Source organism: Siminovitchia fordii DSM 16014 = CIP 108821 (assembly GCF_000374565.1).
Classification (GTDB): Bacteria; Bacillota; Bacilli; order Bacillales; family Bacillaceae_C; genus Siminovitchia; species Siminovitchia fordii.
In genome coordinates this window covers 107,504-133,364 of record NZ_KB894687.1, presented here as the reverse complement: position 1 = coordinate 133,364, position 25,861 = coordinate 107,504, and the positions used below count along the sequence as shown (strand labels likewise).

Annotated in this window: 26 protein-coding genes and 1 riboswitch; of the genes, 4 read left to right on the top strand and 22 right to left on the bottom strand. The window is 41.5% G+C overall.

Features of this window, described 5'->3' with window-relative positions; all coding sequences use genetic code 11:
- Positions 1-363: 363 nt before the first annotated feature.
- The 5 genes from C509_RS0106415 to C509_RS0106395 all read right to left on the bottom strand — a co-directional run bounded on the left by C509_RS0106415 (position 364) and on the right by C509_RS0106395 (position 4,564).
- On the bottom strand, positions 364-1,281 hold the full coding sequence (locus C509_RS0106415; protein ID WP_018706095.1) for a DMT family transporter: 918 nt from the start codon (positions 1,279-1,281) through the stop codon (positions 364-366).
- 185 nt (positions 1,282-1,466) lie between these two features.
- Entirely contained in the window at positions 1,467-1,925 is a 459-nt protein-coding gene (locus C509_RS0106410; protein ID WP_018706094.1) for a DUF2935 domain-containing protein, read from the bottom strand.
- A gap of 337 nt (positions 1,926-2,262) precedes the next feature.
- Positions 2,263-2,463 (bottom strand): hypothetical protein, encoded by a 201-nt coding sequence (locus C509_RS0106405; protein WP_026319719.1) that lies wholly within the window; start codon positions 2,461-2,463, stop codon positions 2,263-2,265.
- Between the two features lie 75 nt (positions 2,464-2,538).
- Positions 2,539-3,180: a GNAT family N-acetyltransferase gene (locus C509_RS23510; protein ID WP_018706093.1), complete on the bottom strand. Its 642-nt coding sequence runs from the start codon at positions 3,178-3,180 to the stop codon at positions 2,539-2,541.
- Positions 3,181-3,247: 67 nt separating this feature from the next.
- A complete protein-coding gene (locus C509_RS0106395; protein WP_018706092.1) occupies positions 3,248-4,564 on the bottom strand; it encodes a flavin monoamine oxidase family protein in 1,317 nt (438 codons plus the stop codon).
- A 174-nt stretch (positions 4,565-4,738) separates the two neighbouring features.
- Between C509_RS0106395 and C509_RS23505 the strand changes: the two genes are divergently transcribed.
- Entirely contained in the window at positions 4,739-5,686 is a 948-nt protein-coding gene (locus tag C509_RS23505; protein ID WP_018706091.1) for a LysR family transcriptional regulator, read from the top strand.
- 181 nt (positions 5,687-5,867) lie between these two features.
- Here C509_RS23505 and C509_RS25065 read toward each other — a convergent pair whose 3' ends face one another.
- A complete protein-coding gene (locus C509_RS25065; RefSeq protein ID WP_018706090.1) occupies positions 5,868-6,779 on the bottom strand; it encodes a M23 family metallopeptidase in 912 nt (303 codons plus the stop codon).
- Positions 6,780-7,068: 289 nt separating this feature from the next.
- Between C509_RS25065 and C509_RS0106380 the strand changes: the two genes are divergently transcribed.
- A complete protein-coding gene (locus C509_RS0106380) occupies positions 7,069-8,460 on the top strand; it encodes an NAD-dependent succinate-semialdehyde dehydrogenase (protein ID WP_018706089.1) in 1,392 nt (463 codons plus the stop codon).
- A 980-nt stretch (positions 8,461-9,440) separates the two neighbouring features.
- Here the strand turns inward: C509_RS0106380 and C509_RS0106375 are convergent.
- The 12 genes from C509_RS0106375 to C509_RS25450 form a co-directional block, all read right to left on the bottom strand.
- Entirely contained in the window at positions 9,441-9,653 is a 213-nt protein-coding gene (locus tag C509_RS0106375; RefSeq protein ID WP_018706088.1) for a YjzC family protein, read from the bottom strand.
- Positions 9,654-9,743: 90 nt separating this feature from the next.
- Positions 9,744-10,004, bottom strand: coding sequence for a hypothetical protein (locus C509_RS0106370; RefSeq protein WP_018706087.1), 261 nt, complete (start codon positions 10,002-10,004; stop codon positions 9,744-9,746).
- Between the two features lie 175 nt (positions 10,005-10,179).
- Complete coding sequence (locus tag C509_RS0106365) at positions 10,180-10,635, bottom strand: OsmC family protein (protein WP_018706086.1); 456 nt, start codon at positions 10,633-10,635, stop codon at positions 10,180-10,182.
- 21 nt (positions 10,636-10,656) lie between these two features.
- Positions 10,657-11,388, bottom strand: a complete 732-nt coding sequence (locus tag C509_RS0106360) for a CoA-transferase subunit beta (protein ID WP_018706085.1) — start codon at positions 11,386-11,388, stop codon at positions 10,657-10,659.
- Positions 11,381-12,166 (bottom strand): CoA transferase subunit A, encoded by a 786-nt coding sequence (locus C509_RS0106355; protein ID WP_018706084.1) that lies wholly within the window; start codon positions 12,164-12,166, stop codon positions 11,381-11,383. Before C509_RS0106355 ends, C509_RS0106360 begins: the two co-directional genes overlap by 8 nt.
- Positions 12,167-12,183: 17 nt before the next feature.
- The gene (locus C509_RS0106350; RefSeq protein ID WP_018706083.1) at positions 12,184-12,942 is read right to left on the bottom strand and encodes a CoA-transferase subunit beta; all 759 of its coding nucleotides are present in this window, start codon (positions 12,940-12,942) and stop codon (positions 12,184-12,186) included.
- A gap of 3 nt (positions 12,943-12,945) precedes the next feature.
- Positions 12,946-13,971, bottom strand: coding sequence for a CoA transferase subunit A (locus C509_RS0106345; protein ID WP_018706082.1), 1,026 nt, complete (start codon positions 13,969-13,971; stop codon positions 12,946-12,948).
- 27 nt (positions 13,972-13,998) lie between these two features.
- On the bottom strand, positions 13,999-14,655 hold the full coding sequence (locus C509_RS0106340; protein ID WP_026319717.1) for a methionine ABC transporter permease: 657 nt from the start codon (positions 14,653-14,655) through the stop codon (positions 13,999-14,001).
- Complete coding sequence (locus C509_RS0106335) at positions 14,642-15,643, bottom strand: methionine ABC transporter ATP-binding protein (RefSeq protein ID WP_018706080.1); 1,002 nt, start codon at positions 15,641-15,643, stop codon at positions 14,642-14,644. Before C509_RS0106335 ends, C509_RS0106340 begins: the two co-directional genes overlap by 14 nt.
- Complete coding sequence (locus C509_RS0106330; protein ID WP_018706079.1) at positions 15,640-16,473, bottom strand: MetQ/NlpA family ABC transporter substrate-binding protein; 834 nt, start codon at positions 16,471-16,473, stop codon at positions 15,640-15,642. Before C509_RS0106330 ends, C509_RS0106335 begins: the two co-directional genes overlap by 4 nt.
- Positions 16,474-16,490: 17 nt before the next feature.
- Positions 16,491-17,030, bottom strand: coding sequence for a peptide-methionine (S)-S-oxide reductase MsrA (gene msrA, locus C509_RS0106325; RefSeq protein WP_026319716.1), 540 nt, complete (start codon positions 17,028-17,030; stop codon positions 16,491-16,493).
- Positions 17,031-17,209: 179 nt separating this feature from the next.
- Positions 17,210-17,359, bottom strand: coding sequence for a YezD family protein (locus C509_RS25450; protein ID WP_018706077.1), 150 nt, complete (start codon positions 17,357-17,359; stop codon positions 17,210-17,212).
- A 101-nt stretch (positions 17,360-17,460) separates the two neighbouring features.
- A riboswitch (SAM riboswitch) is annotated at positions 17,461-17,578 on the bottom strand.
- 608 nt (positions 17,579-18,186) lie between these two features.
- On the opposite strand from C509_RS25450, the gene C509_RS0106310 reads away from it, so the two are divergent.
- On the top strand, positions 18,187-20,268 hold the full coding sequence (locus tag C509_RS0106310) for a molybdopterin oxidoreductase family protein (protein ID WP_018706075.1): 2,082 nt from the start codon (positions 18,187-18,189) through the stop codon (positions 20,266-20,268).
- Between the two features lie 173 nt (positions 20,269-20,441).
- Here the strand turns inward: C509_RS0106310 and C509_RS0106305 are convergent, their stop codons facing one another.
- From C509_RS0106305 to C509_RS0106290, 4 genes are all read right to left on the bottom strand, one after another.
- Positions 20,442-20,855 carry a VOC family protein gene (locus C509_RS0106305; protein WP_018706074.1) on the bottom strand — a complete coding sequence of 138 codons (414 nt, stop codon included), beginning with the start codon at positions 20,853-20,855 and terminating at the stop codon, positions 20,442-20,444.
- A gap of 97 nt (positions 20,856-20,952) precedes the next feature.
- Positions 20,953-22,887: a lipoteichoic acid synthase gene (ltaS, locus tag C509_RS0106300; protein ID WP_018706073.1), complete on the bottom strand. Its 1,935-nt coding sequence runs from the start codon at positions 22,885-22,887 to the stop codon at positions 20,953-20,955.
- A 669-nt stretch (positions 22,888-23,556) separates the two neighbouring features.
- On the bottom strand, positions 23,557-23,781 hold the full coding sequence (locus C509_RS0106295) for a sulfurtransferase TusA family protein (RefSeq protein ID WP_018706072.1): 225 nt from the start codon (positions 23,779-23,781) through the stop codon (positions 23,557-23,559).
- 12 nt (positions 23,782-23,793) lie between these two features.
- Positions 23,794-24,861 carry a YeeE/YedE family protein gene (locus C509_RS0106290; RefSeq protein ID WP_018706071.1) on the bottom strand — a complete coding sequence of 356 codons (1,068 nt, stop codon included), beginning with the start codon at positions 24,859-24,861 and terminating at the stop codon, positions 23,794-23,796.
- Between the two features lie 221 nt (positions 24,862-25,082).
- On the opposite strand from C509_RS0106290, the gene C509_RS0106285 reads away from it, so the two are divergent.
- Positions 25,083-25,787 carry a YjjG family noncanonical pyrimidine nucleotidase gene (locus C509_RS0106285; protein ID WP_018706070.1) on the top strand — a complete coding sequence of 235 codons (705 nt, stop codon included), beginning with the start codon at positions 25,083-25,085 and terminating at the stop codon, positions 25,785-25,787.
- Positions 25,788-25,861: the final 74 nt, after the last annotated feature.

The following is a 25,861-nucleotide window of genomic DNA, read 5'->3' as shown; positions in this document are numbered from 1 at the left end:
CTTTAGACATACACCTCCTGGGACATTGTACGCGGTTTGATTCCAGAGATTTTATACCTTACAAAGGATATCCAAAAAACCGCAGATTAAAGACATGCCAAAACACGCCTTTAAATCTGCGGTTTCTCAAATTCCATCAATGGAGTTTAAGCGACCGTTTCTGAAATCACCAGTTGGAAAACATCCCCGAACTTTCGGGCATATTCCCAAGATAATCATATTGTAAACGCTACCAATATATATTTGAGCGGAACTTTGCCGCATCTCCCTATATCTTAAACGCTTTGCTAATATTAGTCAATTAATTATTTGAATTTTGCATTTTTATAAAAATAAAAAAGCCGGTAACCGGCTTTAATCTAACTAAGAACACTTTTCTTCATTCAGGTCGACTTTTTTAGCCAATGATTTTTGGGCAGTTCGGGTTGTCAAAATGACACCACATATAACACCCAAAGCCCCAAACATCTGCTTGATCGAAATGGATTCCCCAAGTAACAAATAGGCGCCTCCCATCGTGGCAACAGGAAGAAAATTCAAAAATACGGATGCTCTTGACGGTCCAAGAAGCTCAACTCCCCGATTATATAGGACCAATGCAACTACCGACGGGAATGCCCCCAGGTACAAAAGCCCCACCACATTAAGCCCGTTTAATGATGGTATTCCTATAAAATACCATTCAAATAATACGGCAGGAAACAAAGCGATAACCGAGATGCCCGACATTACCAACACTGCTCCATACTCTGGAAATAGATGCATGTATTGTTTAACAGCAATAGAGTAAACAGACCACGTTATAATGGCACCGATCATGATGGCATCTCCCATATTCCAGCCACTGCCTGCAAGCTGCAAGATCTTGCCGTCCATGATTACCCAAACTGCGCCGGTCAAAGATAAAAGAATACCTGCCCATTGTGTGCTTCCCAATTTTTCTTTTAACAAAAAAGAGCTTAATAAAACCGTCACAACAGGAATTACGGCTTCAAGCACAGATACTTTGGTAGTGCTCGTAAATTGCAAGGCACCGTACAAAAAGACATTAAAAAAGCAAATACCCGTAAAAGTCATGACCAACAATGGCTTTTTATATTCCCAAAAGGTTGACCTCTGTGTCCAAGCACTTTGAAAGCCGACGGGAAGCAAGAGTACAAATGCTATTAGCAGCCTGAAGAACGACATTGTCAAAGGCGGAAGCTCATTGATGGCTTTACCTACTAGGATATTTCCGGCATAAAAGATCACTACAAAAATCATGATTATGTATGCGTACATATGAGGGTCTCCTTTTTAAATGACAATCTCCCTTCCTTTACTTTATCATATCATGGTTTGAACCTCCCATGACTAACTTATAGGAATCTTGGGAGCAGAGCGAGCAGCGACTTCTCAAATACACAATACTGAGTTTCAGGTGTTCGACTAAGTATAAAAAAAAGAGCCTCCTCATCAAGGAGCCCTTAGCTTTGCTGCGGTGGAACCGCCATGTTCCCGTAACTTTGAGATAGAAGAGCTCTGGCGATCCCAATGAAATATTCAGATTCACGGATGATATGATCAATGACCACTTTTGCTGTTTGATTGCTGCTGACAACTTTGCTTTCATGTTTAATTTGTCTGCAAAGTTCAATAAAGCGTTCACTTTCCTCTAGGCAGAAGGAAATAAGTTGCAGAACCTGCTGATATAGCTGCGTGGTAAGTAATAAGTTGCTTCGAATGACCGATTCAATAAAACTGACCACCTGCTGATGAGTTTTTGCCAATGCTTTTTCCCACTCGTGCAAGGCGTCAACATATTCCTTTTCCAACCCAGTGACCAATTCCCGAATAACTACTGTATGTTCCTCTTCCTGGTGTTTCCAGAACTCGGCCTCGTCCAAAATCCGCAGCGGCATCTGGTGTCCATAATAAAACTGCATGTCCAGCCTCCTCATATTCAATCTATTCCAATATATGGGCAGAAGGACAAGTATATGCTTGAAAAACCAGGAGAGTAACATGTAAACCTTTTATTGTAGCGAAGGATTCAGCTTGCCTCTGTTTCTCTAAAATCAATTTCCGGCGGAACTTTTGTAAACCCTTTCGTAAGATGATTTAAGTAAATAAACCCGGCTGCAGACCAGCCAAGACCGAGGATCATGGCAGACGAATCAAGCTTGAACCACAAAAAGGCATTGAACAGAAAACCTATAAATGGAACGAGGATGGAACCTATTGTATATTTTTTGACAGGCTTGATTTTTATAAAGTAAAAAATTACTGAAAGATTAACAAAAGCGAAAGCGTAAAAGCTCCGAAATTAATCAAAGAAGTGGCTGCATGCAGGCTTAGAAACAAAGCTGAACATGCCAACAATCCAGTTAAGATGACATTATAGACCGGCGTTGCAAGCCGAGGATGGACAAACCCGAAGACCTTCTTAAACAGGACGCCATCCCTCCCCAGCGCTATCGGCAAGCTGCTTCCTCCTTCATTCGGCTGAGAAGACTAATCGAAACTGGTTCCCATTTTGGCTGCTAAAACTTATTAATCTTAATCTCTGGGAACATATTGATCATTTCTCCACTCCATTAATGTGGCATATTTTAAGGATTCATGATCCTGGGGTAAATAATTTTCCATGATCGCTCTTACCGAAAACCCATTTTTCAATTGAAATGTAAGCACCGGGTCGTAAATTTCCCATTGTGTCACTTGATTGATATATTCATTGACTGTTAGTTTATCAGCGTATTTATGAAAATACGGGATTCTTCCGCCGAACATGATGTTTTTCAAATTCAATTTCCGACAAAGCTCCCTACGTGCTTCATATAGTCTTCGGCCGAGTTTCATTTTACGATACTCAGGATGGACAGTTACATCAAACCCATATAGTGTTGTCCCATTTGGATTATGATTACGGATATACTCTCTATCAGTAATGTCATCAAATGAATGGTTCACTCCATAATCTTCAAAGTTTACTATCAAACTTGAACAACCGGCAACGACCTTCCCCTTATACTTAATGCAAATTTGCCCTTCCTGAAACACTTCCAACTGGCTCTCCAAGTGTTCCCTGTCATAGGCAATCGACGGTTCATACACCATTCTTGATAGCTCGACGACTTCATCTATATCCTCATGTCCAACCATTTGAATGGAAATATCTTGATTATCAATGACCTGCATATACTTTGCCCTCCCCAATATTCTATTCCTTCTTAGATTACATTCTAAGAAGGAATAGCTTGATGAATTATTTGGATGCATTTAAATATTGATGCACTTTTCTGCTCGTTGTTATAGCATTTTCGATTGCTCCATCAATGAAGCCTCCCCATCCGTCAGCATAAGTTGTTCCCGCTAAAAACACCCCATTTTCGGGACGCCTCATTTCCTTGATATATTTTGTCAATTGATTTGGTTTCAACATCGGCCATGTTTCCTGTGACAATTCATCCGCAGTCCAATTATGTCCTGTACTTTCGATCACCTCAAGGTCGGATCGCCAATTGCGAAGGGCCGCTTCCACTTCCTTTGGGTCGTTAGGATCCAGTTTGCTTGCATCAGAACCAAATCCTACCACAATACTGTCTCCTTCAATATAGTTGTCCAAATGGACGGAGTTCAGCGGGTAACCTTCGGGGGCGTATGTAACGAAAGGCTCTACTTTTCCCTTGATCCGCGCCCATACTTTAATTCCTTTGGCTACTTGCTTTTCTTTAATGAATGCTTGTTTCGTATTTGACAATGCGGGCTGAAAATCAATATTGTCCAAGGTCGACAATGGGGCAGTAACCATTACTGCCTTACCTTGATAGGATTCCCCTTCACGGGTTGTCACCTCAATGTTCTCATGGTCGCTTTTAATAGATTTCACAATTGCAGAGAGTTTTATTTCGGACTTTACATCTGACGCAATAGACTCTATTAATGACCTTGTGCCCGTTTTAATTTTGTACCTTGCAACAGTATCCGCAAAAACATAACGATTACCGCTGGAAAAAGCCCACCAGCGAATCATTTGTGTAATAGCCCCATCCTTCGGATCCCCATTGAAGTCAATGGCCAACAAGCTGTCTAAAAAGTCTTTCTGCTCCTTTGTATATGACATTCCATTCAAAAAATCGTCTGCTGATGTTGAGTCCAATTCTGTAAACGAGGAAGAATTCAATGGATCAAAAGGCTTCGGAAGGTGTTCATAAGCCTTCCCCAATAAATATTCAAAACTCTCTTTAACGATTGAGTTTAATTGGGCGGGAGTTCCCGACTGTAATTGTCCGTCAGCAATCCAATAGGCTTCTTTAGCCCCTGGAGCCTCACATATTTCCAATCCGTAACGAGTAATTTCCGTCCATGTGTGTGGGTGATACCAATGAACATAAGTTCCGCCCATTTCCAGATCGAGCCCTAACCGATGATCGGTCCATGTTCGACCGCCTAATCTGTCCCTTCCTTCCAGAAGCAGAACATTATGGCCAAGCATGTCCAATTCCCGGGCTGCAGTCACCCCCGCAAAGCCTCCGCCAACAATAACAACATCATAGCCATTTGTTTGATTTTGATTCTTCATCATTAAAACCTCCATGAATTAACTTGCTCACAATCTCTTTAAAGGGACCTCCACTGCTGAGTGTGATACAATAATGTTTATTTAATTAAAAGAACTATCATTTTATATTATTTTTCTGAATATTTAATAAGCTAAAAATCATTATCCACTCTACATCGAAGGGAGACAGTATGTATGGATACCATCCGCCTTAGATATTTCGTGACAGTCGTAGAGGAAAATAGCGTAACCGCTGCGGCGAAAAAATTAAATATTTCCCAGCCTTCTTTAAGCATTATGATAAAAAAACTTGAACAGGAACTGGATGTTCTACTGTTCAAAAGAGAAAATAAATCTCTAGTCCTGACCGATTTTGGAGATCTTTTGTACAAAAGGGCAAAAAATATACTAGTTTCAGTAGATGAAATGCTTACGGAGTTGTCAGAAGCCAAAAAGGGACTCCGGGGTGAAATCAAAATAGGATGTTCTACAGCAGCCAATTTGATCATCATTCCCCAAATTGTAGAGAACCTTCAAAAAACCTCTCCAAACATGTCAATACGGGTAATTGAAGGAAATACAAAATATATATCTGAACTGTTGCTGTCCAATCAACTCGATGCTGCTATTGTCAGAACCACCTTTACGCAAGATATTTTTGAAACATACTCTATCATTACAGAGCCCATTGTAGCTTGCATGCACAAAGACCACCCACTTGCCCAAAAAGTGAATTTATCCTTGAAGGATTTTGCTGATGAAAGTTTCTTGCTCAATACAACAACAACCGGTTCCGGATTGTCTGACTACATAATAAAAAAATGTAAGGAAGTGGGCTTTACTCCAAAGGTCAAATATTGGGGCAGCCAGGGGCTCCCGATGGCCATATTGGCCAGTAAAGGTGTCGGCGTAACATTTCTGCCTGAATCCTACAAGTATTTGCCCTTTTGCGGCGGGCTGCCGGTCTTTAAAGAAATTGAATCACCTGAGCTCACAACGAGCCTAGAACTTATTACATTAAAGGGCAGATTCAAAAGTATAGCGACAGAAATGTTTTTACAGCAAGTTGTCGAGATTTCCAAGCAATATAATGGTAGCATTAATCCAAATTACAATGTAGATATTCCTCAAATTCACTCGTAAAGTAAACCCTTACAACTTAAGGTATTGATCAAAACTGTATATGTATTTTATTATAATCTTTGATTATTGTTAAATATATGTTTTTAATGGTAACGATAGATGAACATCTATCGTTCGATGCCCAAAGCCCCTGCCATTGTAAATAATTAATGGTCGGGGCTTAAAAAAGCTTCAAAGTTTCTTATTTAATTTTCGCTCCGGTATCCGGCGCTGCGTATATATTTACCTTACCAAAGTTGGCTGTTTGAATAGTGTACACATATTTTTGCGGATTTCCTAGAATTTCATATTCCAAACCGCCAAATTTTTTGGGATTCAAAAATCCAATCTCATTTCCTTTTACAGTCTTTTTATTCAAGGGATATACACGCCAGGAGGATGCTGATTTGGGCAAGGTTAATTTTTTATGTTGCTGAGTTTTTGGTACTACATTATTCACGATATTTTCCACTGGATTGATCCAACTGCCGGGAACCCCTTTTTTCGAAGTGACATTCATCATCCCATCTGAAATTTTATATACAAAATAGGTTCCTGCTTTTACAGTTGTTTTTTTATTCACTTGGTGTTTCGCATCATTTGCCGATATATAACCGTTCAGTGTTTTATTTATTCTATATGTTGAACTGCCATTAGTTGGCTTTTGCTTCTCCGGATCGTATGATTGTAAATAAGAGGTCGGGGCTAATGTGGATTCTTCTTTATTTACTGTCCAGCCATAGTTCGGAGAGGACTTTTTTCTGATTTCATAATGTAAATGCGACCCGGTCGCCATGCCTGTTGATCCCTGGTAGCCGATGATTTGATCTTTTTTTATAAACATTCCCTTGCTGACCGCTGTCTTTGAAAGATGGGCGTAAAGCTGCGCGCAGCCATTTTTATCTTTGATGACGACAACATTTCCATATCCCCCCAAACCGGTTCCGGATTGTCCCATTCCCGAAAACAGGACGGTACCTTCGGTAAATGCATGAATAGGAGCCTTGTCCGCTTTTACCATATCTACTCCCGCATGGAACTCCTTTCCACCTCTAACTGGGTCCACCCTCCAGCCATAAGGGGAAGAAGTTCGGTAACCATCAAATACATTCACTTTGATCACTCCTTAATATAATGAATGAATCGTTTCAGTATTTGGCCCGGCGCATCTCAGTATTTTTAAAAAAACAGGTCCCTGCCTTTTTTATATAGCTCACATCTGAAATCTAGATACCAATATTTAAAAGTACATATTAAAAACTTTGTAAGTGGTAGTTTCAAGACTTTGTGTTAAAATAATATAAGGTTTATCCAAAATCTATCTATTGGGTAGACATCTCTTAAGTTTAGGGGATAGAATAGCATTAAAATAATGCAAAATCTTACATAAAGGAGTTTTGATCATGGCAGAAACATTTCAGGTAAAAAACCCGGCTACAGGCGAAGTCATCCAAGAAGTTAAAGTCGATACAGCCGAAGAAGTAAATAAAAAGCTTGAAAAAGGCCACGAAGCTTTTAAAGAGTGGTCTCAAGTAAATGCACACAAAAGAGCAGAATTGCTTTTTAAATGGGCAGATAAAATCAAGGAAAACAAAGAAAGTATTGCAGAAGTCATGACAAAAGAGAACGGAAAACCTCTCCATGAATCTCTGGGTGAAGTGGACTACGCAGTTAGCTATGTTCTTTGGTATGCAGAAGAAGCGAAACGCATCTATGGACGCACAGTCCCTGCGGCTACTGAATCAAAGAGAATCATGGTTACTAGACAACCAATTGGTCTTGTCGCAGCAATCACACCATGGAACTTCCCTGCTGCGATGATGACAAGAAAAGCGGCTCCTGCGCTTGCAGCCGGCTGTACTTTTATCGTAAAACCTGCAGTTGAAACACCATTGACAACTATCCGCCTGATTGAACTTGCACACGAAGCAGGAATTCCTGAAGACGCAGTTCAAGTGGTCAACGGAAGCGGACGTATGATGGGTGAACTCTTCACAAGCAGCAGGCTTGTAAGAAAAATCACTTTCACAGGCTCCACCCCAGTTGGAAAAGCTTTAATCAGAGATTCTGCGAACAACGTACAACATGTGACAATGGAACTTGGCGGACACGCTCCATTGATCATTGCAGAAGATGCGGACATTGATATGGCCGTTGAGCAAACAATGCTGACCAAATTTAGAAATGCCGGCCAAACATGCGTATGCGCGAACCGTCTGCTCGTTCATGAAAGCATTGCAGACCAATTTGCTGAAAAATTTGCCGAGCGTGCAAAACAGCTGAAAGTTGGAAACGGCTTGGATGCTGACACTGATGTAGGGCCGGTCATCAACAAAAAAGGCTACGAAAAAATCGCCTTCCAAATTAACGATGCTGTTGAAAAAGGCGCAGAAGTTCTTGCCGGAAACCAATTTGATGTGGACGAAGAAAAAGGATCATATTTCGTTTATCCAACTGTCCTTAAAAACGTGACACACGACATGGACATCATGCAGGAAGAAACATTCGGACCAGTAGCTCCGATCGTTACTTTCAAGACATTGGAAGAAGCTGTTGAAATTGCAAACAACACTCCTTACGGACTTGCAGCATACTTCTTCACAAACAACTATAAAACTGGAACATACCTTCATGAAAACCTCAACTTCGGTATCATCGGCTGGAACGACGGTGCTCCGTCTGCTGCTCATGTGCCATTTGGCGGCATGAAAGAGAGCGGCCTTGGACGCGAAGGCGGTATCGAAGGAATCGAGCCATATTTGGAAACAAAATACGTCTCTATCGGTGGACTATAAGAAGTAGAGAAAAGCCCGGGCAAATGCACCGGGCTTTTTTCATTGGATAAACTGGAAATGGGAGTAAATTTGAAAAGTGAAGAGTTTTCCCTAATCTGAATAGTATTTAAGCAAATGTGAAGAGTATCCTCTCGATTTGAAGAGTATTTCGCAAATGTGAAGAGTATGTCCCTAATCCGAAGAGTATCTCGTAAATGTGAAGAGTATCCCCCTAATCCGAAGAGTATTTCGCAAATGTGAAGAGTATCCCCCTAATCCGAAGAGTATCTCGTAAAAGTGAAGAGTTTTCCCTTAATCTGAAGAGTATTTCGCAAATGTGAAGAGTATCCCCCTAATCCGAAGAGTATCTCGTAAAAGTGAAGAGTATTCCCCTAATCCGAAGAGTATTTCGCAAATGTGAAGAGTATTCCCCTAATCCGAAGAGTATTTCGCAAATGTGAAGAGTTTTCCCCTCATCTGGAGAGTATCTCGTAAAAGTGAAGAGTTTTCCCCTAATCTGGAGAGTATTTCGTAAAAGTGAAGAGTTTTCCCCTAATCTGGAGAGTATCTCGTAAAAGTGAAGAGTATTCCCCTAATCCGAAGAGTATCTCGTAAAAGTGAAGAGTATTCCCCTAATCTGAAGAGTATTTCGCAAATGTGAAGAGTATCCCCCTAATCCGAAGAGTATTTCGCAAATGTGAAGAGTATTCCCCTAATCTGGAGAGTATTTCGCAAATGTGAAGAGTATTCCCCTAATCCGAAAAGTATTTCGCAAATGTGAAGAGTATCCCCCCTAATCCGAAAAGTATTTCGCAAATGTGAAGAGTATCCCAAAAAATCCAAGTGTATTCTCCCACATTTACAGAGCAAACAAATAAAGTTATGAGTATTCCCCAAGCCGTGTCTTCCCTTTGCCTTAGAAAAAAACCGAAGCTTTCGCCCCTATATACAAAAATAAAAGGCCCCTAGAATCCTTTGAATTCCAAAAGCCTTTTACATCATCACTTTTCCAACAACCATACGTGCTGGCGATCTCTTGTTTTTTCTTCACCTTTATGAGTGATTTTAACAGTATAAGGTTTAAGCTCTGGCAATGCTTCACCTTGTTCAACTTGAACTCGTTGGCCGTTTTTTACTTTCCCGCCGCCGTGTCCTGCTTCAACATAAGTGCCTGCAACTGGAGCTGCTTCACCTGATTTAACAAAATTGCTCATATGAAATACCTCTCCTTAAGTAAATTACAAATACATCAAAAATCATTATAACAAAAAAACACACTGTTTGGGACATTGTTACAAAAAAAACTAATGTTTTTCACAGAGTGATGGATAAACTTGGCTTTCGGTAAGAACAATGGACTTCCTGTACATCTCGATTCCAATTTCAATCGTACCTTCATTATAAAAAAAGTCCCGCCCCACAAGCCTTCGAAGAACATTTCTTTTTTCAGCCATTTCTACGGGCACACCATCAGCGCTTACAAAGCGGGGATCAGAAAAAAACACCCAATAAGCGGTTTTTCCAAAATCTAAGCTTTCACCCAATTCCCCTTTTCGCCATTTCAACGGGCACACCATCAGCGCTTACAAAGCGGGGATCAGAAAAAAACACCCAATAAGCGGTTTTTCCAAAATCTAAGCTATCACCCAATTCCCCTTTTCGCCACTTCTACGAGCATACCATCAGCGCTTACAAAACGGGGATCAGAAAAAAACCGCCAATAAGCGGTTTTTCCAAAATCTAAGCTTTTACCCAATTCCCCTCGACTTTTATTCCTGCATCTGCCAATAGGTTAAGGACAGGGCATCTTTTTTCCACTTCTTCTTTGAGTGCATTGATTCTTTCCTGGCTTTCTTCCGTAATGAAATATACATCGAAGGTAACTGATTGGAAGTGCGGCGACACGCCATCGATTCCCTGCAACCCCCGTAAATCAAGCGTACCTTCATTTTTAAACTTCACATCGGTGTATGAAAAATTCTGTTCTTTGGCAATCAATGCGATCATAACAGATGCACAACTTGATAAACCCGCTAATACCAATTCAACCGGGTTGGGTCCTTCGTCTGTTCCGCCAAGGGATTTTGGTTCGTCCACGATGATCGTTTCAAAATTTCTGATATTGATTGAAGTCTGTAAACCCTTTTCCCATTTCCCTTCTGTAGCTACCTTTAGTAATTGGGCTGTTGTTGCCATTTTGACATCACTCCATTCTTCTTATTTGAATTCACTGTACCTGGATCCATCCTGATCAATCGACTGTATTAATTGCAACTCCTCCTCTGTAAGGGGCGGGAATTCAGTAAACTCTTCATGTTTCTCTACTTTAAATCCCGTATTCTCCTCAATCTCTTCTACAGAGCTGTATGGAAAAACGGCAAACAGGCGCAGGCGGCCGTCTTTCACCGACCTTTTGAAAATTCCAAGTGGAGTGATCACATATTCGGTATTTCCCGCAGCTGTGATAATATCCAGCTTTTCTACAAGGCTTCGCTTGTCATGATTCGTTTTCCAGAGAATCCCTCTTTTAACCGTAGGTAGTAATGCGGCACTTCCGGCACCACCCGGCAAACGAACCTTTGGCTTATCATAAGAACCGATTGCACTTAAGTTCAACCGCCCGTATCCGTCAATTTGCGCTCCGCTTAAAAAGGCGACATCAAGAGCTCCGCGAGCGGATAAATCGAATATGTCGGAAAGAGGAAAATCGGAAACACCCCCTTCTCTTAATACTGGATCAGCGCTGGAATAGAAGGAAAAAGAACTAGGTTCCGCATCCACACCCCCTGGTATGTTTAAGTAGACTGCTTTTTTTGCGTGAAGCTTTTTCGCCAATTGTATAGCAATAGCAGGCATCGGGGAGGCAACACCATGAAAAACAAGTTCGCCGTCCTGAATAAGGCGGGCCATCGCTACTGTAATATAATCAGCCGCTTGTATATTAGACATAGGCCTCATCCTCCTTTACTTCAGCTACATAACTTTCAGGATCTTTCAAGTAGTTGACCACCGCTTCCTTGTCTACAGAATAGAACGGCTCACAGCTTCCTGGCGCAGCCCCATGTTCAGCTAAAACAACACTTTCCACGAGAAATCCTGGCACTTGCGGCCTGACCGCCCAGCTATCTGAAGAAATTATCTTCTCGGCCGTTACAATCACTTTTTCCGCTGCCCTAACCATGATCAAATCCTCAAATACCGCCCCATCAATGTAGGCATTTCCTTGTTCGTCTGCGATATGAACATGAATGACTGTATAATCCGGACGAATGGCAGGGATCACCGCTGTCTTTTTCCCAGTAAAAGGACAGTCCACGTATTTAACCTGTCCAGTCAGTTCGGGCAGCTCACTGCCCTGAAATCCGTTGATAGGCTGGAACGAAACCCCATAAATGCTTGCCCGTAAGCCAGCAATGACACTGGCACATGCATGTTCATGAGCAATAATCTCCTGGTTTTGTACACCTTTCCGGTAATTTTGGGCCAATCCGAGCATTTCAAAGCCGATATAGCCGCCGTATACAGATTCAAGGGATTTGGCTGCCGCCAATAGATCGACGTCCAACGCACCAGCTGTTTTAATGACAGATAAATTTTTCCTTCCTTGGCGGATCAGCTCTTTAACAAAGGCGATAGGCGAGCGGTGCAGCGCATTTCCGCCAAATGCAAGCAATGCTCCGTCTGAGATGACAGACACTGCTTCTTGTAAGGTGACTTGCTTTGACATCTCCGATTCCTCCTCTTTTATGCTATTACTACGCCATCCGGATCAAGCAAACGTAAAGTCTCAAGCTCATCTTTTGTCGGCTCTTCAATGTAGGACCAATCGTCGGAAATGGCAATCGGGAAACTGCTATTCGCCTGGACATCTTCTAATGTGTGTCCTTTAAACAGATGCAGCAATGTCATTTTCCGTGTTTCTGCATCAAAACCGTACACCCCGATTTGAGTAATGACACGGTAGGGCCCTGTATTAGCAGGAAGCCCAGCTTCCGCCCTTCCGTCAGGGCCATCTAGATAGCCGGGGCTTGTTAAAAAGTCGAGCTTTTCAACGAATTTTCTCTTGTCCTGACCCATAATGATAATAGTCCGTTCACATAAAGAAGCGATATCCGCTCCTCCGCCTGAACCAGGGAGTCTGACCTTAGGTTTATCCCAATCTCCAATGACAGTTGTGTTCAAATTGCCGTATTGATCAATTTGCGCTCCACCCAGGAAACCATATTGAATCCACCCCGCTTGTGCCAGGCTCATGACATAATCCATAGAGCCGACCGTTACTCCGTTTTCATAAGTCAAAGATTCACTTACCTGAATGGGAAGCCGCCCTGTCGGCTTGCCTCCAACACCACCGCCCTCATAGACGAGCAGCAGATCGGGAGCATGTGTATTTAACGCCAGGACGGAGGCAAGCAACGGCATTCCAGTTCCTACATAAACTGCTGTATCTTTTGGAAGCAGACGCGATGCTGCAATAATCATTTTTTCTGTATCATTTCCCATGTTTTACCCTCTCCTTCTGGCCACTTTTGGATATGGCGCCAATTTATTTTCAATTTTTTCCAGTTGTTTCAGTACACGGACACCGCCAATTTTTTCCAAGTATTCGTAATGATCCTCGCTTCCATACACGTATTCCTTCAGGTACTCCTCTACGCCTTCCTCACAGATAGATGCATCGAGCCAGATTTGCCAATGTTCCTCATCAAAGGAATACAGGCTCGGCACTTGGTTTGGATGGGAACCATACGGTACTTCCACAACCGCATCGACAACAAAATAAGGAATTTTTGTAAGGTCCGGACGGCTGGAAAACACATCGTCGTGCACAATTTCTTCTGCAGTGATCAATACAAACTTGGCTGCATGCGCCAGTTCTATATCTTCCGCGATATTCCCGTCAATTTGGCAGTTTCCATATTTATCAGCACGATGAACATGAATAATGGCAACATCCGGGTAGCAGGCGGGTAGCAATTCAACTGGTTCATTTGTAAATGGGTCGATGATCGTCTTGGATCCACTATAATGAAGCGTATCTGTTCCAAGGGAAGATCTTGTCGGGTAAAAAGAAAGACCCTTCATCGCTGCAGTAAAACGCCATTGGAACCCTGCATTGGTTGTTTCCGATAACACTTTCAGACGTCCGGATTCCACAGCCTTTCTTGTGGGTATCGACAATCCCCTGACTTCGTCAGCAAATCCATAGGACACTTCCGCTTTTGTAATGTTTCCGGCTGCTGCAAGCAACTGCCAATCATGCTGTGAACCTTTTGTTCCAATTGTGAGATTCCCAGTTTTTTGCCTAATGATTTCATGGACCGCTGCAATGGGATTCCGAACAGACCCCATTCCGCCGAAAACGATATAATCATCTTCTTTTACTCCACGGGAAACGGCTTCTTCCAACGTCGTCCTTTTATCCTTTTTCGCAAAAGATTTGTTGTTTTTTCGATATTCTCTGATTTTATCGGGATGCTCCCATCCGTAAAGCTTAGAAGATACCTCTTCTTTCGTTATAGTTTGGGTCATTTCATTTCCTCCTCAAATAAGTTCGGTCTATCTTTTATCGACTGCTCTTGCCGCACGGTCACCGACCAATTGGATCAACTGGACAAGTACAACCAAAATAATGACCGTAGCGATCATGACATCATTCTGAAAACGGTAGTATCCGAAGCGGATCGCCAAGTCTCCAATTCCTCCGCCGCCGACAATTCCGGCCATCGCAGAGTAGCTCAATAAGCTGATCACCGTAACAGTAAGACCTGCTATCATTCCCGGCCTGGCTTCCGGCAATAGAACATCTTTAATAATTAACCACGGAGAAGCGCCGCATGATTCAGCCGCTTCAACCACGCCTTTATCGATTTCTCTTAAAGATGTTTCAACAAGCCTTGCGTAAAATGGTATAGCAGCCACAGTCAGCGAAACACTGGCTGCGGCTGGCCCCATCGTTGTTCCAAGAAGCAATTTGGTGAACGGGATGAGTACAACAAGCAATATGATAAATGGAATTGAACGTATAATATTAATGATCGTTCCCGCCACATTTTGCATAAAGCGGTTATGCCAGAACATTCCCTCGCTTGTGACAAAGAGGGCAATTCCCAAAGGGACGCCGATAATGACAGCAAAAGCCACAGCAATTCCCATCATCCATGATGTTTCCACAAATGCCTTTCCAAACTCATTGATCATCTCAGGCAACACCAGCAAGCACCTCCAATCGGTTCGTACGTTCTGTAATATAGTCCATGGCCTGCTGGACTTCGGTATGGGAACCGATCAATTCTATAATGAGTGTTCCAAGCGGCTGGTCCTGTATATAGGAGATTTGACCATGAAGGATATTGGCATTTACATTGAATTGTCTCAATGTCTCGGATATCACTGCCTCTTCAGCGGAACCTCCCTGGAAAGTGATTTGAACTATCGGCCCTTTTCTACCCGTCAAGAGTCTCTCAGGAAGCTCCAAAGAGTGGACAGTTTGAACAAATTGTTTAGATAAAGCAGTCTTCGGGTTGGCAAATATATCATAAACATCAGCCAACTCTACAACCTTGCCCTTTTCCATCACCGCCACCCGGTGGCAAATATTTTGGACAACTTCCATTTCATGCGTAATCAACACAATGGTGATTCCAAGTTTTCTATTGATTTCTTTCAACAGATTTAAAATTGACTTCGTGGTCGTCGGATCCAAAGCTGATGTTGCTTCATCACAAAGAAGGACTTTCGGATCGTTGGCCAGAGCCCTGGCTATGCCAACCCGCTGTTTCTGTCCGCCGGACAGCTGAGCTGGGTAATGTCCGCTCCGGTCCGACAGTCCGACCATTTTCAACAGTTCCTGAACACGTATTTTGATCTCTTCTTTGGTTTTACCCGCTGCTTTCATCGAGAAGGCTACATTCTCGAAAACCGTTTTAGAACTGATTAAGTGGAAATGTTGAAAAATCATTCCGACTTTTTGTCTTTCTTTCCTGACTTCCTTATCTGAAAGAGCCGTAAGATCCTTTCCATCCATCAGGATATTTCCTTCCGTCGGTCTCTCTAACAAATTTAAGCACCTTAACAATGTACTCTTACCGGCACCACTGTAACCAATGATGCCAAAAATCTCTCCCTGCCGGATGGTCAATGTGACAGCATCTACTGCCGTCACATGGTTATAGCACTTTGTGACCTGCCGAATGTCGATCATTTATTGGCCTCCTTTTCCACTTGATACGACGGCTTCACATATCCTTTGGCATTTTTGTTTGTGTACTCTAAAAATTCATCGGATTTATAAGCTTTCTCCAAAGCTTTTGCGAAAGGTTTATCCACATCTTCTTTTCGTAAAGTTACATAAATCAAGTAACCTTCAGGTGTTTTCTCAACCTCAACAGCTTCGTCCAATTTCAATCCCGAAGCCAGTGCATAATTGCCGTTAATGAAGGCAAAGTCGGTATCTCCTAGAGAACGCGGTGTTTGTGCCGGGTCGATTGGTTTGATTTTTAAGTTGAGATTATTTTCCACAATGTCCTTCTCAGAAACAATAGTAGGGTCCGCTTCTTCATCCACTTTGATCAAACCGAATTCCACAAGCATGTTCAGAGATCTGGCCAGATTAGTCGGATCATTGGGAGTGGCGATTGTCGTACCTTCTTTTATATCATCTAAGGACTTATGTTTTTCGGAGTAAAGAGCGATTGGAGCGGTTGGCACAGCGTACGGCGCTACTAAATCCATATTATGGTCCTTATTAAATTGCTTAAGATAGATCCGGTTCTGGTACAGATTGGCATCAATTTCCCCTTCATTCAAAGCGATGTTTGGCTGGATATAATCATTGAACTCTACAACCTTAACTTTATAGCCTTCTTTTTCAAGAATCGGAATGATTCCCTCTTTTAATTGATCACTGTATGGTCCTGCAGTGGCTCCGATTGTGATTTCTTTCTTATCTCCACTTGCCGACGAGTTGTTGCCACATGCCCCTAAACTGAATAAGCTTAAAATTAATCCAACATAAAGCAATATTTTTTTCATAATCTATTCTCCTCTTATTAACGCTGAATTTTTTCTTCCCAATACTTTCGGATGAAAGGTGCCCTGCCTGATTCTTCCTTAAATGCGGCATAATGATCCGGGTTTTTCCTGTAATAATCCTGGTGGTAATCTTCTGCCGGGTAAAACGGGACAGCTGACAAGATTTTGGTTACGATTGGATCTTTAAATTTCCCGCTTGCTTCCAACCTCTTTTTTGATTCTTCAGCAATGATCCTTTGCTCCTCCGTATGATAAAAAATAGCAGTTTGATAGGATTTGCCCCTGCTCCTGAATTGTCCGCCGGCATCCGTCGGATCAATTTGCTGCCAAAACAGGCTTACTAACTTTTCATATGAAAATACTTGGGAATCAAACGAAATTTGTACTGCTTCCACGTGCCCAGTTGTTCCGGTGCAAACCTGCTCATAAGTTGGGTTCTCAACCTTCCCGCCGGTATAGCCTGATATGACTTTTTCAATTCCAGGCTGCAAATCGAATGGCTGGACCATGCACCAAAAGCAGCCACCAGCAAACGTGGCAAGTTCAATTTTTGCCATCTTTGGTCTCCTTTCATTTTTCGGATAAAAAAAGACCTCTTGTTCAACAAAATTAGCCTGCATAAACAAGCAAAATTTTGTTGAAATTCAAGAGGCCTCCGGTTGTCCGGTCAGCTTTAGAATATCGTTTTTTGAGGCTGGATAACTGTCTATTCCAGCGATTTTGTGTCCATTACATCTCATACAGGAAACCGCTGCTTTTCAATCCGATTGATTTGGACGATTTTCCCTTCATGTACAGTAATCTGCAACTCACCAAAGCGCAATTTGCTGAGCGCTTCTACAATCAATCTCAGTTTCTCATTATCAACCTTTGTTTTGTCCACCATTCCCCTCATCTCCTTATGATTGTAATTCCTCCGATATACAAGAAAAAGACCCCTTAAGAATAAGAGGTCTCGGCTTTTTGTAAATATAAATCAAGCTTTGCCTCTTATATATCAGATTTGTAAAAAATCTGCTGGAATTGGCACCGTTTGAATACGGAAAAATATTCAATGGTTGCCGAGGCTTCACAGGGCCAGTCCCTCCACCTCTCTGCATAAGAGTTTAAAAATATGAATTTGTGAATGTAAAACCTATTCTATTCGGAATGGAATTCATTGTCAACCATGTTTTTAATTTTCCCTAAATCAGGACATATGTCATGCCCTTATTAAGGACATGGATTGCCATCAAATTTTTCCATTAGATTTTTTGCGATGTCACCCACTATTGGCAATTTAATCCGTTCAAGTTGATAAGCCTTGACCATAAGGACAATCCACAAGATGAAACTGATCAATGACATAATTCCCCTTAAGGAGACGACCGACAAATAGAACGTAGACAACTCCCAAACTAAGAATCCAAAGCTATATGTAAAGTACAATTGAATACATGGGATGGAATTTTACAAAAGAGCTCTTCTTTTTTAATAAAAGAAAGTGATTCTTCGGTGCGTTTTCATAGCATTGAGTGTAACAAATCCATCGTTTGATTACTAATAGAAAAACAAACTTATTCTCTGTGTTTTTTCCTTTTCAAGGAAAAAATTTAACATTCATCCTAGTATAAAATATCTGTTATAAAAGATTTATTTCTTACAATATAAAAAAATCGCCCCATGTTATGTTATAATCTATGAAATTATTTTTTTCGCAAGGGGATGCTGGAAATGGAGTCATTGATCAATATTAAAAACGGTGTGGTCCCTTCCGTATGTTCTTTGGACTGTCCCGATCAGTGTGGACTGCTTGTTCATAAAAAAGACGGAAAAATTGTAAAAATCGATGGAGATCCAAATCATCCTGTAACAAAAGGAAGTATATGCAATAAAGTCAGAAACATGGGTGAACGCCTGTATGATCCAAAGAGGCTAAAAACCCCTTTGAAGCGGGTTGGCCCCAAAGGGGAAGGTAAGTTTGAGCCCATCAGTTGGAATGAAGCAATAAAAACGATTGCAGGTAGGTGGAAGCGATTGATTTCCGAGGAAGGGGCTGAATCCATTCTTCCATACAGCTTTTATGGAAACATGGGAAAAATCCATTCAGAAGGGATGGATCGGCGCTTCTTTAACCGCCTCGGCGCGAGCCAATTGGAACAGTCCATTTGCTCCTCTGCCGGGGCCGTTGGATACGCTTATACGATGGGCGGCAGCTTTGGAACGGACCCTGAGGAAATGGCAGAGACCAAACTCTTTATTTTTTGGGGCATCAATGCTGCAAGCACAAATATGCATCAAGTGATGATTGCCCAAAAAGCACGGAAAAACGGTGCCAAACTCATTGTCATCGATGTCCATAAAAATCAGACTGGCCGGATGGCGGATTGGTTCATTCCGATTTTACCAGGAACGGACAGCGCTCTTGCCTTGGGAATCATGCATATTTTATTTGATGAAAAAATGGTGGATTATGAATTTCTAAAAGACTATACGGTCGGTTATGAAGAACTTGAACAGCATGTAAAATATTATGATCCAAAAACGGTATCAGAGATTACAGGAGTTCCTGTAGAAGATATTTATAAACTCGCACGCATGTATGGCGAAATTTCCCCTTCCATGATCCGTATTGGAAATGGTCTGCAGCATCATGATAACGGTGGAATGATCGTTCGGACTATCTCATGTCTTCCTGCATTAACGGGCCAATGGCCATTAAAAGGAGGCGGGGCCGTTAAATCAAACAGTGGGTACTTGGCTTATAACACCAAGGCATTACAGCGACCGGAGCTTCGCAAAAAAAAGACTCGGACGATCAATATGATTCAATTGGGTGAAGCTTTACTTGAAGCTGAGCAGCCTATTCGCTCACTTTTCGTGTATTGCAGCAATCCGGCTGTCGTGGCACCAAATGCCGGAAAAGTCCGTGAGGGCTTGGAGCGGGAAGATCTCTTCACAGTTGTCCATGACCTGTTCCTGACGGAAACCGCAAAATATGCGGATATTGTTTTACCAGCAACATCATCGTATGAAAATATGGACTTTTATACTTCCTACTGGCATCAATATATTCACATGCAGGAGCCGGTCATCGCCCCATACGGAGAGAGCAGATCAAACTCTGATGTTTTCAGATTGCTTGCAGAAGCGATGGGTTTCGATGAACAGGAATTAAAAGATAGCGATGAAGAACTGATCGAGCAGGCCATAACAGATGTAGCCAACCCTCACTTTCCTGATATAGACCTTGAACGACTGAAGAAAGAGCGATATGTAAAGGCAAAAAACACAGATGAATACTGGAAAAATTTGAGCACACCAAGCGGAAAAATCGAATTATATTCAAAACAAATGGAATTGGACGGATACCCAGCGCTCCCTACCCATATACCACTTGTGGAAGATAACGATTGTCCTTTCCTGTTTGTCCCAGGGCCGAACCATAACTTCTTAAACTCGACATTTTCCAATAACGAAAAGCATGCAAAGCTTGAGAAGTCCCCGCAATTGTTCATGAATCGGTTGGATGCCGAAAAGCTCGGCATTGAAGACGGCTCGCTCGTACGGATATGGAACGAACGCGGCGTATGTGAAATTGCCGCCTCTGTCGGTGAGCAGGTCTTACCCGGTGTCGTAGTCAGTCAGGGACTCTGGTCCGATCAATTTGGGGATAAACATCTTGTTAACTCCCTGACACCCGACAGGGTAGCCGATATGGGGGGAGGAGCCGTATTTTTCTCCGGAAAGGTAAATGTTCAACTAGCGGAGAAAACAGTAGGGGCAAAAAATGAAGAAACGGTTGAAATGAAATAAATAAAAAAGCGGAGATTTTGGGAAACCATGAATCTCCGCTTTTTTTCGTCCAAAGTAAGAAAAGCAAAAAAATGAGACTTAATATGCTATATCCGATACTTATGTACAGGAAATTCAACGTAAGGATCAAGTCAATTTACTGCGATCAAAATTCATCTGTGCTTTTCTTTGCATCATTCTTCATAGCTTAACTGCCAGCCAATGCCAAACTTGTCAGTCACTTTACCGTAACATTTACTAAAGAATGTTTCCTGAAGCTCCATCTCGACTTTTCCGCCTTCACTTAATTTGTAGAAAGCGGACTTTAACCCATCTAAATTTTTACTAACAACCGCAAGCGTGATGCTGTTGCCATTTACCACTTCATTCCCCGGAAAAGTGTCGGAGAACATCACATCGCTGCCTTCAATGTTTAGCTTGGCATGAATGACTCTGTCTTTGGCTTCTTCAGGGACGGGGTACTCAGAGTTGCGAGGAGCCTCCCCAAAAGTCATGATATGGGGTTTTTCCGTTTTAAATGCTTCTGCATAAAATTCAACCGCTTCCCTGCAATTTCCATTAAACATAAGATAAACATCAACAGCCATGTGAACCACTCCTTTTATTATAATAAAAAGATTATACCACTTAACTTCCGTCATACAAAAAAAACACAGACAAATCTGCCTGTGTTTTTATATCCGCTTATTTACTTTCTGAGTCACTTTCCTGTTTTCCGTAAGTATACTGTTTCGGGTCTACAGGAGTCCATTCCTTATTAGGAGTATAGAATCTCAATAAATCTCCGTACATCACCTTATCGGACAACTGAAGGTCACGAATGACAGATTCATTGATTTCCAGCATTTCTTTTGTTGGTTCTTCGATTTTTTCTTTCGTCTTGGTATCGTAATATACACCATCGACTTTGCTGAACTTTTCAGTCATAAAGTCGCCGTTTCTGAATGGCACATATGCTTTATGATCTTTTGAAAAGAGGTCTGTTCCCATCTGGATATAATCTTGGGCTTTGATGCCTTGCAAGTGCAGCAATGTTGGCATGACATCGACTTGTCCTGCGTACTCATGGTTCACTCCTTGGCCTTTTACACCAGGCACTTTGATCATCAGCGGCACACGTTGCAATTCAGCATGTTTCAGCGGAGTGATTTCCTCTCCGATCAGTTCCTCCATTGCCCGGTTATGGTTATCGGAAATACCGTAATGGTCTCCATAAAGCAGGATGACGGAATCATCGTATAAGCCTTCTGCCTTCAAATCGTTAACGAACTGTTCCAAAGCTTCGTCCAAGTAACGGGCCGTTTGGAAATATCTGTCCACTGATGCATCACCCGTTTCAGCCGGTTCAATGGTTGCATCCTCATCATCAATCAAATATGGATGGTGATGGGTCACCGAAATGAGATGGGCATAAAACGGTTGTTTCAAGGATTTTAGCATTGGAATGGACTCTTCAAAGAATGGCTTATCTTTCAAACCATAACCAATCACATTTTCCTCAGCCATATTATAGTAGCTGGCGTCAAAGAATTGGTCTACACCAAACTCTTTATAAATCTCATCACGATTCCAGAATGATTTATAATCGCCATGCAGCACCGCACTTGTATATCCCTGCTGATGCAAAATCGCAGGCAATGCCTGATACGTATTATTACCTTTCATGACAAACGCTGATCCTTGCGGCAGTCCATATAATGAATTGTCCATAATCAACTCTGCATCGGCTGTTTTCCCCTGCTCAGTTTGATGGAAAAAGTTATCAAAATACGTAAAGTCAGAGTCCCGCACCAATGAATTCAGAAAAGGAGTGACCTCTTCCCCATGCAGCTTGTAATCTATCAAGAAGGTTTGGAAAGATTCCAAATGTATTTTTATTATATTTTTCCCTTTGGCTTTACCGAAGTATTCAGGATTTGGCTGGGCATACTTGCTCTTCGTGTAATTTTCAACTTCTGTCATATCATCACTTGATGCCATTACCCGCTGTTTGGAAGACTTAATACTCTGAACAGCATCATAAATGGTAAAGTTGTAGGCTCCAAGATATTTGACAATATAATTTCGGTCAAAAGTCCTCTGCAATAATTGCGGACGGTCAATTTCAGCTAGTCCAAGGTTTACAACAAACAAAATAACCCCTGATGTCAAAACCATCATCGGCTTGCGAAGCTTGATGCGATCTTGTGACCAATTTCCCTTTGCTTTTATAAAGAAAACAATCATGATGATGATATCCAGCGCATAAAAAAGATCGTGCCATGCCACCAGGTTGGCAATGCTACCTCCAAGACTCCCAAAATTGCTTGTCTGGGTCAAAGTCGGAATTGTAATAAAATCACTGTTAAAGCGATAGAACACAACATTGGCATATAATAGGAAGCTTAGCGCAGTATATATGGAAATCAACCATACGCCCATCCTTTTACCCTTTGCAAACAAAGCCAATCCAAGAAAAATCAGCGCAGAGTTCAACGGATTAAAGAATAGCAAGAACTGTTGCATTCCATTTTTGATTCCAAGATTGAATTCAGTTTGATAGATAATATACGTTTTTATCCAGAAGAAAAACACCATTACTGTAAAAAAGCCCGTTTTAGTGCTCAAGAATTTCTTCATCGTTCTCACCTCAAATATTCTAGGGCTGTCAATTTACAAAAAATAACCCAAAACAGAGAAATCAAGCATCCTGCCTTGGAGTTCTTTACTAGTTCATCCCACTTAAATATGAAACTCGTAATTGAAAAATAAGCTGAATAAAAATGATACTTCATAATTAAACCATAAGTTTGGCAATCAGTAAACCCAAAAGATATGATGGAATCGTTATCATACGAAATAAAATGGTGGAAATTTGAAGAAAAAAAGCGAAAACCAGGGAAAGAAAATCAATCAAACGAACAATTGTCATTCCTTGAGTCGTATAAAAAGATGTCGAACTTTTTTTCGATGTTAATTGAGTAAAGCTTCATAGTGCCGTTGGAAAAGGTAATATCATTATGGCGGGCTCCATAACAGGGTTTTGCTGATCTTGGCAGCTCGAATTTTTACTCAGCTCCATGATAACACTGAACAAACCCAACAGTTTGATACTTGACCTGCTCTTCATTATATAACATAAATCGGCAACTATGGCACCCCAACGGCAGACTTGCCATCATCTTATTTTATGCCTTAGCTGTCCAGAAAGATCCCCATTTTGGTTCATAGATATCCAACTTAACTTTGCATTTAATAAAAAAAGACATGATCAAAGCTAGTTGACCATGCCTTATGTTCAAGCAGTATCTAATTTTTTTTAATAGAAATTGTCCATGCAGCTTCCCCCAGCTGTTCGAAATTGGTGACTTCATACCCTGATTCCGCCGCCCAGCGGGGAATACTTTCTGTCGCTTGCGTACAATCAAAGTTGATCACCAATTCATCACCAGCAGAAATTTTCTCGATTGCCTCTTTTGCTTCCACTAATGGAAAAGGACAAACCTGCCCCATTACATCCAATGTTGTTGTCATTTAAAATACCTCCTAAGCTGTTACAGTTGTATCAGATACAACCGTGTTCTTTTTGGTTTTTGGACGGACAAAGACAAAATATGATGCAGTCCATGTTCCCAAGATGATAAATAATAAAGAAACCCAGCCCTGCCATGTCATCATGGCAGTCATAACCAAGCCGTTTCCGATGGAGCATCCGCCTGCAAGGCTTGCACCGAAGCCCATTAAATTACCTCCGATGAAGCTGGAGATCCCCGTTTTCACATCAGGCATTCTAAAACGGAATTCTCTGCTTCCTTTAGCTGCAATAAAAGAGCCCAAAAAGATCCCTAGAACAAGAAACACACCCCAGTTTATATATTGCCTTTCACCACTTACAAGAAATTGAAGAATATTCGCAGATGGCGTTGTTATTCCCAAGCCGGACATTCTGCCTGTTGCTTCACTGAGCGGCCATGCCATGATGGCAATCACTCCGACGAGTACCGCTGTAAAAAATGGATGCCAACGTTTTTCAAAGAGCAGATGGCTTAATCCTGTCCGCTTAGGTTTCATCGTTGGAATGGCTATTTTAGGTTTCCTATATTCTTTTATGGTGAGAAAAAGGACGATTGCAGTAAATACAGCAATATAAACCCAGACGGAAATTCCAGTTGAATCTGCAATTGAGTTATTTGCTGTTTGAACAGATTTCATCGTTTGATCGACCGGAACTAATACACCCGATTTCATCACAGCACTCATGAACATATATCCGAACAAGGCAATCCAACTGCCGAGCAGACCTTCCCCCGCGCGGTACCACGTTCCTGTCGCACAACCGCCAGCAAGAACAATTCCGATTCCAAAAATAAAAGAACCGATTATGGTGGCCATCCAGGAAAAACCTCCGGCGGAAAATTCTATCGCTCCGAATTGGATTAGTGTATAAACCCCGATGCTCTGAACAGCAATGGCTATCAGCAACGCATAAAACATGCGGTAATCTTTTGCAATATACATATCACGGAATCCGCCGGTTAAACAAAAGCGTCCTCTCTGCATTACAAAACCGAGCAGAGCCCCGCATATAAGACCCGTGACAACCATTTGAATCATCCCTTTATCCACTCCTTTTTAAATATAAGTAAACACATAGGATTTATATATTATTTTAAGTGTTTCAATTGATATCGTCAAGAGAGAATATTTGAGTAAAAGTAAATGGTAAAATGGAAATGGTATCTGGATGTTTTTCAATATCGGGCTAACTGCAATCTCCCCTGTTAACTAGGGGAATTCTATCAGCCTTTACAAATTCGGAAAGGGTGGAAGTACATATGAAATACGAAACAATCCTGTTCGATATGGACGATACACTTTTTGACTTCAGACTTTCTGAAAAAATGGCACTGAAGAATGTTTTTTTCGAATTTGGTTTGTCGAAGGGTTTTTCGGATTATCAGACAAGCTATAAGGAGATTAGCGCTGTTTTATGGTCGGAGTTGGAAAAGGGAGAATTAATGTTATCTAAGTTGGGGGTAGAGAGATTTAGAAGGCTTTTTTTAAAGCATAATCTTGAGATCAATCCCGAGGAATTCGGAAGCAAATACCTTGAATATTTAGGCAAGGAACCCCATCTTATTCAGGGGGCAGTCAAATTATGCAGCAGTCTCAATGATTATCGACTCGCTGTAGTATCAAATGGATTTCAGGATGTTCAAGATTCCCGGATTCAAAAATCACCCCTTTGCAGTACTTTTGTGGAAGTGATTACCTCTGAAAAAGCCGGCTATCAGAAACCTGACACAAGGATTTTTGATTATACATTTTCCAAACTCCAAATTAAGGACAAAGCCCAGGTATTGATCGTGGGCGACTCTCTGACCTCTGATATTCAGGGAGGAATAAATTATGGGATTGACGCATGCTGGTTCAATCCGAAACAACGAAAAAATCATACAGACATTTTACCGACCTATGAAATAACGGAATTGACAGACCTGTTAAAAATAATATCCAAGGAATTTAGCTTAAAGTTTTAATAAAACGAAACACTCACGAATTTTAGGTTTTATTGAACTGAATACGGAAAAAGGAATACTAATAAGATTGAAGG

Coding starts and splice junctions, on each gene's coding strand:
- C509_RS0106415 (WP_018706095.1), bottom strand. CDS start 1,281: ATGTACGCATACATAATCATGATTTTTGTAGTGATCTTTTATGCCGGA.
- C509_RS0106410 (WP_018706094.1), bottom strand. CDS start 1,925: ATGCAGTTTTATTATGGACACCAGATGCCGCTGCGGATTTTGGACGAG.
- C509_RS23510 (WP_018706093.1), bottom strand. CDS start 3,180: ATGCAGGTCATTGATAATCAAGATATTTCCATTCAAATGGTTGGACAT.
- C509_RS0106395 (WP_018706092.1), bottom strand. CDS start 4,564: ATGAAGAATCAAAATCAAACAAATGGCTATGATGTTGTTATTGTTGGC.
- C509_RS23505 (WP_018706091.1), top strand. CDS start 4,739: ATGGATACCATCCGCCTTAGATATTTCGTGACAGTCGTAGAGGAAAAT.
- C509_RS0106380 (WP_018706089.1), top strand. CDS start 7,069: ATGGCAGAAACATTTCAGGTAAAAAACCCGGCTACAGGCGAAGTCATC.
- C509_RS0106375 (WP_018706088.1), bottom strand. CDS start 9,653: ATGAGCAATTTTGTTAAATCAGGTGAAGCAGCTCCAGTTGCAGGCACT.
- C509_RS0106365 (WP_018706086.1), bottom strand. CDS start 10,635: ATGGCAACAACAGCCCAATTACTAAAGGTAGCTACAGAAGGGAAATGG.
- C509_RS0106360 (WP_018706085.1), bottom strand. CDS start 11,388: ATGTCTAATATACAAGCGGCTGATTATATTACAGTAGCGATGGCCCGC.
- C509_RS0106355 (WP_018706084.1), bottom strand. CDS start 12,166: ATGTCAAAGCAAGTCACCTTACAAGAAGCAGTGTCTGTCATCTCAGAC.
- C509_RS0106350 (WP_018706083.1), bottom strand. CDS start 12,942: ATGGGAAATGATACAGAAAAAATGATTATTGCAGCATCGCGTCTGCTT.
- C509_RS0106345 (WP_018706082.1), bottom strand. CDS start 13,971: ATGACCCAAACTATAACGAAAGAAGAGGTATCTTCTAAGCTTTACGGA.
- C509_RS0106335 (WP_018706080.1), bottom strand. CDS start 15,643: ATGATCGACATTCGGCAGGTCACAAAGTGCTATAACCATGTGACGGCA.
- C509_RS0106330 (WP_018706079.1), bottom strand. CDS start 16,473: ATGAAAAAAATATTGCTTTATGTTGGATTAATTTTAAGCTTATTCAGT.
- msrA (WP_026319716.1), bottom strand. CDS start 17,030: ATGGCAAAAATTGAACTTGCCACGTTTGCTGGTGGCTGCTTTTGGTGC.
- C509_RS25450 (WP_018706077.1), bottom strand. CDS start 17,359: ATGGTGGACAAAACAAAGGTTGATAATGAGAAACTGAGATTGATTGTA.
- C509_RS0106310 (WP_018706075.1), top strand. CDS start 18,187: ATGGAGTCATTGATCAATATTAAAAACGGTGTGGTCCCTTCCGTATGT.
- C509_RS0106305 (WP_018706074.1), bottom strand. CDS start 20,855: ATGGCTGTTGATGTTTATCTTATGTTTAATGGAAATTGCAGGGAAGCG.
- ltaS (WP_018706073.1), bottom strand. CDS start 22,887: ATGAAGAAATTCTTGAGCACTAAAACGGGCTTTTTTACAGTAATGGTG.
- C509_RS0106295 (WP_018706072.1), bottom strand. CDS start 23,781: ATGACAACAACATTGGATGTAATGGGGCAGGTTTGTCCTTTTCCATTA.
- C509_RS0106290 (WP_018706071.1), bottom strand. CDS start 24,861: ATGATTCAAATGGTTGTCACGGGTCTTATATGCGGGGCTCTGCTCGGT.
- C509_RS0106285 (WP_018706070.1), top strand. CDS start 25,083: ATGAAATACGAAACAATCCTGTTCGATATGGACGATACACTTTTTGAC.